The organism is Mycobacterium sp., assembly GCF_040398885.1.
In the GTDB taxonomy this organism is placed as follows: domain Bacteria; phylum Actinomycetota; class Actinomycetes; order Mycobacteriales; family Mycobacteriaceae; genus Mycobacterium.
In genome coordinates this window covers 1-6670 of the sequence record NZ_JBBATF010000135.1, presented here as the reverse complement: position 1 = coordinate 6670, position 6670 = coordinate 1, and the positions used below count along the sequence as shown (strand labels likewise).

General features: G+C 69.9%; 6 protein-coding genes. 4 read left to right on the top strand and 2 right to left on the bottom strand.

What is annotated here, in order from left to right; genetic code table 11:
* Positions 1-132: 132 nt before the first annotated feature.
* Genes dprE1 through ADBZ5U_RS12405 form a run of 3 tightly spaced genes read left to right on the top strand, consistent with a single transcriptional unit; the run spans position 133 to position 4168 of the window.
* Positions 133-1518, top strand: coding sequence for a decaprenylphosphoryl-beta-D-ribose oxidase (gene dprE1, locus ADBZ5U_RS12415; RefSeq protein ID WP_526810622.1), 1386 nt, complete (start codon positions 133-135; stop codon positions 1516-1518).
* On the top strand, positions 1519-2295 hold the full coding sequence (gene dprE2, locus ADBZ5U_RS12410) for a decaprenylphospho-beta-D-erythro-pentofuranosid-2-ulose 2-reductase (protein ID WP_526810620.1): 777 nt from the start codon (positions 1519-1521) through the stop codon (positions 2293-2295).
* A gap of 46 nt (positions 2296-2341) precedes the next feature.
* Positions 2342-4168 (top strand): arabinofuranosyltransferase, encoded by a 1827-nt coding sequence (locus tag ADBZ5U_RS12405; protein ID WP_526810630.1) that lies wholly within the window; start codon positions 2342-2344, stop codon positions 4166-4168.
* A gap of 20 nt (positions 4169-4188) precedes the next feature.
* On the opposite strand, the gene ADBZ5U_RS12400 is transcribed toward ADBZ5U_RS12405, so the two are convergent.
* Both ADBZ5U_RS12400 and ADBZ5U_RS12395 read right to left on the bottom strand, forming a co-directional pair.
* Complete coding sequence (locus ADBZ5U_RS12400; protein ID WP_526810618.1) at positions 4189-4545, bottom strand: type II toxin-antitoxin system VapC family toxin; 357 nt, start codon at positions 4543-4545, stop codon at positions 4189-4191.
* 19 nt (positions 4546-4564) lie between these two features.
* Positions 4565-4810, bottom strand: a complete 246-nt coding sequence (locus ADBZ5U_RS12395; protein ID WP_526810616.1) for a hypothetical protein — start codon at positions 4808-4810, stop codon at positions 4565-4567.
* A gap of 26 nt (positions 4811-4836) precedes the next feature.
* On the opposite strand from ADBZ5U_RS12395, the gene ADBZ5U_RS12390 reads away from it, so the two are divergent.
* Positions 4837-6670, top strand: a 1834-nt coding sequence (locus ADBZ5U_RS12390; RefSeq protein ID WP_526810614.1) for an arabinosyltransferase domain-containing protein, incomplete at its 3' end; no start/stop codon positions are given.

Here is a 6670-nt window from a genome sequence, read left to right as displayed (position 1 = left end):
GAGCGTAGCGACCCGGGATAGTCCAGAGGAGGGCAGGAGCGTAGCGACCCGGGATAGTCCAGAGGAGGGCAGGAGCGTAGCGACCCGGGATTTGGTGGGGCCGGCGCCCGGTGTGACGGTACCCTCGTCACGATGTCCGCAACGACAAGCCAGCAGCGGCTGACCGGCTGGGGGCGCACCGCGCCCAGCGTCGCCGAGGTTCTGACGACCCCGGATCCCGAGGAGATCGTCCGGGCCGTCGTCCGCGCCGCCGACCGCGCCTCCGAGGGACGCCACCGCGGGGTCCTGGCCCGCGGACTGGGCCGTTCCTACGGCGACAACGCCCAGAACGGCGGCGGGCTGGTCATCGACATGACCGCGCTGAACCGCATCCACTCCGTCGACGCCGCCACCCGGATGGTCGACGTCGACGGCGGGGTGAGCCTGGACCAGCTGATGAAGGCCGCGCTGCCCTGCGGGCTGTGGGTCCCGGTGCTGCCCGGCACCCGGCAGGTCACCATCGGCGGGGCGATCGGCTGCGACATCCACGGCAAGAACCACCACAGCGCGGGCAGCTTCGGCAACCACGTCCGCTCCATCGACCTGCTCACCGCCGACGGACAGGTGCGCACCGTCACCCCCGACGGCCCCGACGCCGACCTGTTCTGGGCGACCGTGGGCGGCAACGGCCTGACCGGGATCATCATGCGGGCCACCATCGAGATGACCCCGACCGAGACGGCGTACTTCATCGCCGACGGCGACGTCACCCGCAGCCTGGACGAGACCATCGCCTTCCACAGCGACGGCAGCGAGGCCGACTACACCTACTCCAGCGCCTGGTTCGACGCCATCAGCCCGCCGCCGAAGCTGGGCCGTGCGGCCATCTCCCGCGGCTCACTGGCCCGGCTGGACCAGCTGCCCGAGAAGCTGCAGCGCAACCCGCTGAAATTCGATGCGCCGCAACTGCTCACCTTCCCCGACCTCTTCCCCAACGGGCTGGCCAACAAGTACACCTTCGGCCCGATCGGCGAACTGTGGTACCGCAAGTCGGGCACTTACCGCGGCAAGGTCCAGAATCTCACGCAGTTCTACCACCCGCTGGACATGTTCGGCGAGTGGAACCGCGCCTACGGGCCGGCCGGATTCCTGCAGTACCAGTTCGTCGTCCCGATGGAGGCGGTCGAGGAGTTCAAGGCGATCATCGTCGACATCCAGGCCTCCGGCCACTACACGTTCCTCAACGTCTTCAAGCTGTTCGGCCCGGGAAACCAAGCGCCGCTGAGCTTTCCGATCCCGGGCTGGAACGTCTGCGTCGACTTCCCGATCAAGGCCGGCCTTAGCGAGTTCGTCACCGACCTGGACCGCCGGGTGCTGCGGTTCGGCGGGCGGCTCTACACCGCCAAGGATTCGCGCACCAGTGCGGAGACCTTCCACGCCATGTACCCGCGCATCGACGAGTGGATCGCGCTGCGCCGCAGGGTTGATCCGCACGCGGTGTTCGCCTCGGACATGGCCCGACGTTTGGAGTTGCTGTAAATGGTGCTTGACGCGGTCGGCAATCCCCAGACCATCCTGCTGCTCGGCGGCACCTCCGAGATCGGGCTGGCCATCTGCGCGCGATACCTCCGCGACGCACCCGCCCGCATCATCCTGGCCGCACTGCCCGACGACCCGGGCCGCGCGGACGCCGTCGAACAGATGACCCGCGCCGGGGCGAAATCGGTGACCCTGGTGGACTTCGACGCGGTGAACACCGCCGGCCACCCGGCGGTGATCGACGAGTGCTTCTCGTCAGACGGCGCCCCGATAGACATAGACGTGGCGATCGTCGCGTTCGGTCTGCTCGGCGACGCCGAAGAGCTGTGGCAGGACCAGCGCAAGGCCGTGCAGATCGCCGAGATCAACTACACCGCGGCGGTTTCGGTCGGGGTGCTGCTCGGGGAGAAGATGCGGGCCCAGGGCTTCGGCCGGATCATCGCGATGAGTTCGGCGGCCGGCGAGCGGGTGCGCCGGTCCAACTTCGTCTACGGGTCCACCAAGGCCGGCCTGGACGGTTTCTACCTCGGCCTCGGCGAGGCGTTGAAGCCGTACGGCGTCAACGTCCTGGTCATCCGGCCCGGTCAGGTCCGGACCCGGATGAGTGCGCACGTCAAGGAAGCCCCGCTGACCGTCGACAAGGAGTACGTCGCGGACCTGGCGGTCACCGCGTCGGCCAAGGGCAAGGAATTGGTCTGGGCGCCGGGCACTTTCCGCTACGTCATGATGGTGCTGCGGCACGTCCCGCGGCCCGTCTTCCGCAAGCTCCCCATCTAGCCCAACTGTGAGATCGGTGCGCAACGGCGTCGCGGTCGCCGCTCAGATGCTGCTTGCGGCGATTGCCGCCGTCGTGGTGTCCGTCGTCGGGCTGGCGGCGATCTCGACGGTGGAGTGGCCGGCGTTCCCCTCCTCGAACCAGTTGCACGCGCTGACGACGGTGGGCCAGGTCTGCTGCCTGCTGGGCCTCGTTGCGGCCGGGGCGGTGTGGCGGTTGCGCCCGGGCGCCCGGTGGGTGGCCCAACTCGCCGCACCGGTGCTGCTGTCGGCGTTGGTGGTGGTGACCCTGGGCATGCCCCTGGGCGCGACCAAGCTGTACCTGTTCGGGATCTCGGTGGACCAGCAGTTCCGCACCGAGTACCTGACCCGGCTGACCGACAGCCCGGCACTGCGGGACATGACCTACGCCGGACTGCCGCCGTTCTATCCGCCGGGGTGGTTCTGGATCGGCGGGCGGGCCGCCGTTCTCACCGGAACCCCGGCCTGGGAGATGTACAAGCCCTGGGCGATCACCTCGATGGCGATCGCGGTCGCGGTGGCATTCGTGTTGTGGGCGGCCATGATTCGGTTCGAGTACGCGTTGGCGGTCACCGCCGCGACCGCCGCCGTCACACTGGCCTACGCATCGCCTGAGCCGTATGCCGCCGTCATCACCGTCCTGATCCCGCCGGTGCTGGTGTTGGCCTGGTCCGGGCTGCGGGGTGGCGGGTCCGGCCATTCCGGCTGGGCGGCCGTCATCGGGGTGGGACTGTTCCTCGGGTTGGCCGCCACCTTCTACACCTTGCTGCTGGCCTACACCGCGTTCACCGTGACCCTCATGGCGCTGGTTGCCGCAGTGCTGCGCCGCAGCGTCGACCCCCTGCTGCGACTGGCGGTGGTGGCGGTGATCGCCGCCGCGGTGGCCGCGGTCACCTGGCTGCCTTTCCTCGTTCGCGCGGCGCGGGGCCCGCTGTCCGACACCGGCGTCGCCCAGCACTACCTACCCGGCGACGGGGCGGTGCTGACCTTCCCGATGCTGCAGTTCTCGCTGCTGGGTGCGCTGTGCATGCTCGGCACGGTGTGGATCGCCTGGCGGGGGAAGGGATCGACCAGGGCCGCAGCGTTGGGTATCGGTGTTGTGGCGCTGTATGCATGGTCGCTGCTGTCGATGCTCACCACGCTGGCCGGCACCACGCTGCTGTCCTTCCGGCTTCAGCCGACGTTGGTGGTGCTGCTGTCCGCGGCTGGGGTATTCGGCTTCATCGAGGTTGCGGGCAGCTGGAGTCCTCGCGTCATCCCCGTCGCCATCGCCGTCGGGCTGATCGGGGCGATCGGCTTCAGCCAGGACATCCCGCACGTACTGCGGCCCGACATCACGGTGGCCTACACCGACACCGACGGCGACGGACAGCGCGGCGACCGCCGGCCACCCGGGGCGGAGAAGTACTACCCGAAGGTCGACGAGGCCATCCGGCAGGCCACCGGCAGGCCGCGCGACGAGACCGTGGTGATGACCGCGGACTACAGCTTCCTGTCCTACTACCCCTACTTCGGGTTCCAGGGGCTGACGTCGCACTACGCAAACCCGTTGGCGGAGTTCGACAAGCGGGCCGCGGCCATCGAGTCCTGGGGCGAACTGGACGACGCCGGCGAGTTCGCCGAGGCCCTCGACACGCTGCCCTGGCCGGCGCCGACGGTGTTCCTCATGCGCCGCGGCGGCGCCGCCGGTTCGGCGAACACCTATACCCTGCGCCTGGCCGAGGACGTCTACCCCAATCAGCCCAATGTGCGGCGCTACACCGTCGACCTGGACGCGGGACTTTTCGCCGAACCGCACTTCACGGTGAAGACCATCGGGCCGTTCGTGCTCGCGGTGCGGAACGAATCGGGGTGAATCGAATCCCTTCCGGCCCCTCAGAGGACTTGGACGCGGCACCGGATGCCGGGGGCACGGGCGAGCCTGCCGTCCGAGGTCAACAGCGTCGCGTCGAAGGCTTCCGCCAGCGCGACATAGAAAGCATCCCAACCACGCACTGAATCGCGGAGTTCCCAGGCGCGGCCGATCAGCCAGCGATGACCGATTCGTTCCCCGGGCCAGTCGCGCAGATCGGCAACCGCCTGTCCGGCAGCGGTCCCGTCGAGCTGCCCTCGGAGGTAGTGCGCGCGGATCACGCCGAACACCTCGACGTCGATCACCTGGGGTGCCGCATGATCGGTATCGGCGGCCAGTCGCGCGGCGATCTCCCGGGATCGCGGGGTGTCGGCCACCACCTCGAAAAGGCACGATGCGTCAACGACGAGCATCTGGCCACTCGCCGCGCCACTCGTCGAGAGTGGCCAGCACCTCCGCGGTGGACACCGTCGACGGCCTTCGGCCGATCCGCGACAACCACTCGGCCATGGACGGACGGGCCGCCAAGCGGGCCGCCTCGCGGCGCAGAAGCTCCGGCACGGTCACGCCTTCCTCTGCCGCCCGACGCACCAGCGCCGCATAGACCTCGTCGTCAATGTCGCGAATCTGCACGGTCTTGGGCATATTCGCACCGTATCATGCGTTTGCGCATGAGTGCTGGCCTTGCGCCATGGACCTGGCCTCGCCCACTACCATCAACCCCCGTGACACGGGCCCGGGGCAACTACCGAACCGCCCGACTGGTCGCCACCGTCGCCGGCCTGCTGGGGGTGCTGTTCGCGGTTCTGACGCCGTTCCTGCCGGTCAAGCAGACCACCGCGCAACTGAACTGGCCGCAGGACGGCACCCTGGCCGGCGTCACCGCTCCGCTGATCGGTTATGTGCCAACGGATCTGGAGATCAGCGTGCCGTGCCGGACGGCGGCCGGGCTCACCGCCGCCGAACCGGTGCTGCTCTCGACGGTGCCCAAGCAGGCCCCCAACGCCGCCGACCGCGGCCTGGTGATCCAGCGGGCGGGCGACGATCTGGTGGTCGCGACGCGCAACACCCCGGTGCTGGTGGCGCCGATGAGCCGGGTGCTCGGCCCGGGCTGCCGGGAGCTCATCGTCGTCGCGCGGGCCGGTCAGGTCGCCGGCGAATTCGTCGGCCTGACGGCACGGGACGGTGCCCCGCTACGGGGTGAGCGGGACGGGCTGGACCTCCGGCCGCAGGTCGTCGGCGTCTTCACCGACCTGTCCGGGCCCGCCCCCCCGGGGCTCCGCCTGTCGGCGACCATCGACACCCGCTACAGCACCGGGCCGACGCCGCTGAAGACAGTCGCGATGCTGCTCGGCCTGGCACTCACGGTCGCCGCGCTGATCGCCCTGCACATCCTCGACGCCGCCGACGGCATCCGGGCGCGCCGGTTCCTGCCCGGCCGATGGTGGTCACCGCGCCCGCTGGACGCCGTGGTGACCGCCGTCCTGCTGTGGTGGCACTTCGTCGGCGCCAACACCTCCGACGACGGCTACATCCTGACCATGGCGCGGGTGTCGGAGAACGCCGGCTACACGGCCAACTACTACCGCTGGTTCGGCGCCCCGGAGTCTCCGTTCGGCTGGTACTACGACCTGCTGGCGATGTGGGCGCAGGTGTCGACGGCGAGCATCTGGATGCGGCTGCCGACGCTGGTGATGGCGCTGGCGTGCTGGTGGCTGATCAGCCGGGAGGTGATCCCCCGACTGGGTGTCGCCGTCAGGCACAGCCGGGCCGCGGCCTGGACCGCCGCGGGGATGTTCCTGACGTTCTGGCTGCCGCTGAACAACGGCCTGCGGCCGGAGCCGATCATCGCGTTGGGCATCCTGGCCACCTGGTGCTCGGTCGAGCGCGGGGTCGCCACCAGCCGACTGCTGCCGGTCGCGGTCGCCTGCGTCATCGGCGCGCTGACACTGTTCTCGGGCCCGACGGGCGTAGCCGCGATCGGCGCGCTGCTGGTGGCCATCGGGCCGCTGCTCACCATCCTGCGCCGCCGCTCCCGGCAGTTCGGGCTGCTGCCGTTGATCGCGCCGATCGCCGCCGCCACCACGGTGACGGTGATCCTGATGTTCCGGGACCAGACCTTCGCCGCGGTCGCGCAGGCCAGCGCGCTCAAGCGGGCGGTGGGGCCGAGCCTGACCTGGTTCGACGAGCACATTCGTTACGCCCGCCTGTTCCTGACCACTCCGGACGGCGCGATCGCCCGCCGGTTCGCGGTGCTGGCGCTGATCCTCGCGCTGGCCGTCACGGTCGCAATGATGTTGCGCCGCAGCCACATTCCAGGCACGGCGGCCGGCCCGAGCCGGCGCATCGTCGGCGTCACCGTCATCTCCTTCCTGGCGATGATGCTCACCCCCACCAAGTGGACCCATCACTTCGGGGTGTTCGCCGGACTGGCCGGGGCGCTCGGCGCGCTGGCCGCCGTCGCCGTCGCCCCGCACGTGCTCGGCGCGCGCCGCAACCGGGCGC

What these genes read in the sequence shown, in the direction of transcription:
- dprE1 (WP_526810622.1), top strand. Translation starts at nt 133, where the DNA reads ATGTCCGCAACGACAAGCCAGCAGCGGCTGACCGGCTGGGGGCGCACC.
- dprE2 (WP_526810620.1), top strand. Translation starts at nt 1,519, where the DNA reads ATGGTGCTTGACGCGGTCGGCAATCCCCAGACCATCCTGCTGCTCGGC.
- ADBZ5U_RS12405 (WP_526810630.1), top strand. Translation starts at nt 2,342, where the DNA reads ATGCTGCTTGCGGCGATTGCCGCCGTCGTGGTGTCCGTCGTCGGGCTG.
- ADBZ5U_RS12395 (WP_526810616.1), bottom strand. Translation starts at nt 4,810, where the DNA reads ATGCCCAAGACCGTGCAGATTCGCGACATTGACGACGAGGTCTATGCG.